The sequence below is a fragment of the Priestia sp. JV24 genome (genome assembly GCF_025910025.1).
Lineage (GTDB): Bacteria > Bacillota > Bacilli > Bacillales > Bacillaceae_H > Priestia > Priestia megaterium.
Window position 1 is genome coordinate 1 of sequence record NZ_JAPCIN010000067.1, and the last position, 2,049, is coordinate 2,049.

Here is a 2,049-nt window from a genome sequence, read left to right on the forward strand (position 1 = left end):
AATCGCAAAGGATGTTTTGTTTTTTATTGCGAAGCAATCGCACACATTGGAACAATGTATAAGTGCGCCCTTGCTCATTTTAATTCGCTTCGGGATTCATTCAATCTCTAATTCATTGATCAACTTTTTATTAAGCTTTCGATACTCATCTTCTGTTAGTTTTCGTTTTTCGTCCTCGACATATTTACCTTTGCCCCAAGAGTACATCAAAGCATAAATATACTCCGTTGTATCGACTTCCTTGTATTTATCTATTTCACCCTCTTCAAAGAGCTTAGAAGCCGTTTTGAAGAGTCCTGAGTACACAATAAGCCTTTTACCTTTTAAAGCTTTGTAAAAAGTCTTAAAGACGTTCTCGTTAATCAAATAGTCGCTATCCTTAGCTGAGTACTTCGCAACTTCAGAAATCTCTTTATGATTGTTCTGTTTAATCTTACGGACATCCACTTGTGTAATGCTAGGATTGTCCGTTACCTGTTGCCATAACTCAAGCCATTTATCACGTTTTATGTATTGAGTAGGCTTATTGAAATAACTTTTATTGACTGCTATCATCACATGAAAATGCGGATGATAGTCATTCCGTTCTTGGTTATAGGTTACCTCTAATTTTCTTACATAGCCTTTTGTTATACTTTTAATTTCTTTTCGTTCCATCAATTTTTTGAAAGATTGATTATATTTTTTAATTTCATTATCGAGATCCTCAGCCGATACATTAGGAGCCGTTAGGGTTAAAAAAATAAATTCTTTTTGATGTTCTGCTTGTATGTATTTCATTAAGATTGAGAGTTTCAAAGCGTCTTTTCTTGCCTTACGCCACGCACAAACCGGACAAAATCGATTTTTGCAAGAATTGCCCTTTATTTGTTTTTTATGTTCCAATGTTTCATCACTCGCAAACATAAGAAAAGTTGAACACTCCTTTATAATTTCTAAACTACTTCCAGAAATTAATGGTTTAATAAAATTCAATAATGCTAGATTTTTTTTCTTTTTAGGTGTATATTTTTCAGTAACAATTGAAAAACTTTTAGACATAAAAACTTGCTCCTTTGGGATTAATGTATTTGTTTTGAACTAGACACTTAAAACACTACATTAGTATCCTAAAAAAGGCAAGTTTTTTTCGTTATATCCCTTGTCGCTCTAAGCGTCAAACGACATTAACCCAAATCGAAGATGTTACCCTTATTATCAAGATAAGAAAAAAAAACGTTCACGCCCTCGATTTTGCGGGTGTTTTTTTGTGTTTTCTCTCGCCCTCCATTCGCTATTTATTACTCAGAAAAAGCCGTTTCCTTTTGGTTGCGAGCCTCTACCCTTAAAATCCCGTAAAGCATACCCCGTCGGGAAAATTCGCCCTCTGGGGCCTACTTCACGAAATTTTACTATAAGGGTTTTCTCATCAACAAAAAGACTACGTTTTTTCCTCCGTCATAAACCACTCACTAAATTTAGGGGCAAGCTACGGGATCGTGACCACATCCCCAAAACTTTGTTTTGCCTTGCTAAGAAGTTTCCTAGAACCTTTCGTGTCACTTTGCTCGATTTTGAGGAGAAAAATATCCAGGTAGAGAAACACATGGCGCAATTATACATAACTCCGTTTTGTCATTGCGAACCGATTTTAATCGGTTGATTGGCATAGCCAAATTGTGCAGCATCTTTTTTCAAAAGTGCCGATAAAGAAAACGCCCATTTACACACCACAAAAAACGTGGTTAGAAATGGTTACCCTACGGGACAGGAAATAAAAAATAAAAAGAGCGATCTTCATCGCTCTTTACCCTTTTCAAATTCGCTTGTTTATATTTCACTACTCCAGTAAACTTTTTTGACTTATGTGTATCTATAATCAAGTTAAGTAAAAAAGAAAACCAAAAACCTTTTTCCAAAACACTTATCGGCTTAAGCCGATTCAAAGCAACTCAAGTTGCTCATTTTAACAAAAGGCAATGACGCCTCCACCACCGGTACAAAGTTTGTATTAATGCAGTACCCCTAAAAGAGTAGATACCGATTAGCAAACAAAACATCCTTTGCTTA

Annotated in this window: 1 protein-coding gene; it reads right to left on the reverse strand. The window is 35.4% G+C overall.

The window, feature by feature from the left end; all coding sequences use genetic code 11:
* Window positions 1-96 precede the first annotated feature (96 nt).
* Entirely contained in the window at window positions 97-1,041 is a 945-nt protein-coding gene (locus OK414_RS29630) for a protein rep (RefSeq protein WP_034656384.1), read from the reverse strand.
* Window positions 1,042-2,049 lie beyond the last annotated feature (1,008 nt).

Bases quoted from the DNA above. Each gene is read 5' to 3' on its own strand.
- OK414_RS29630 (WP_034656384.1), bottom strand. From the start codon at position 1,041: ATGTCTAAAAGTTTTTCAATTGTTACTGAAAAATATACACCTAAAAAG.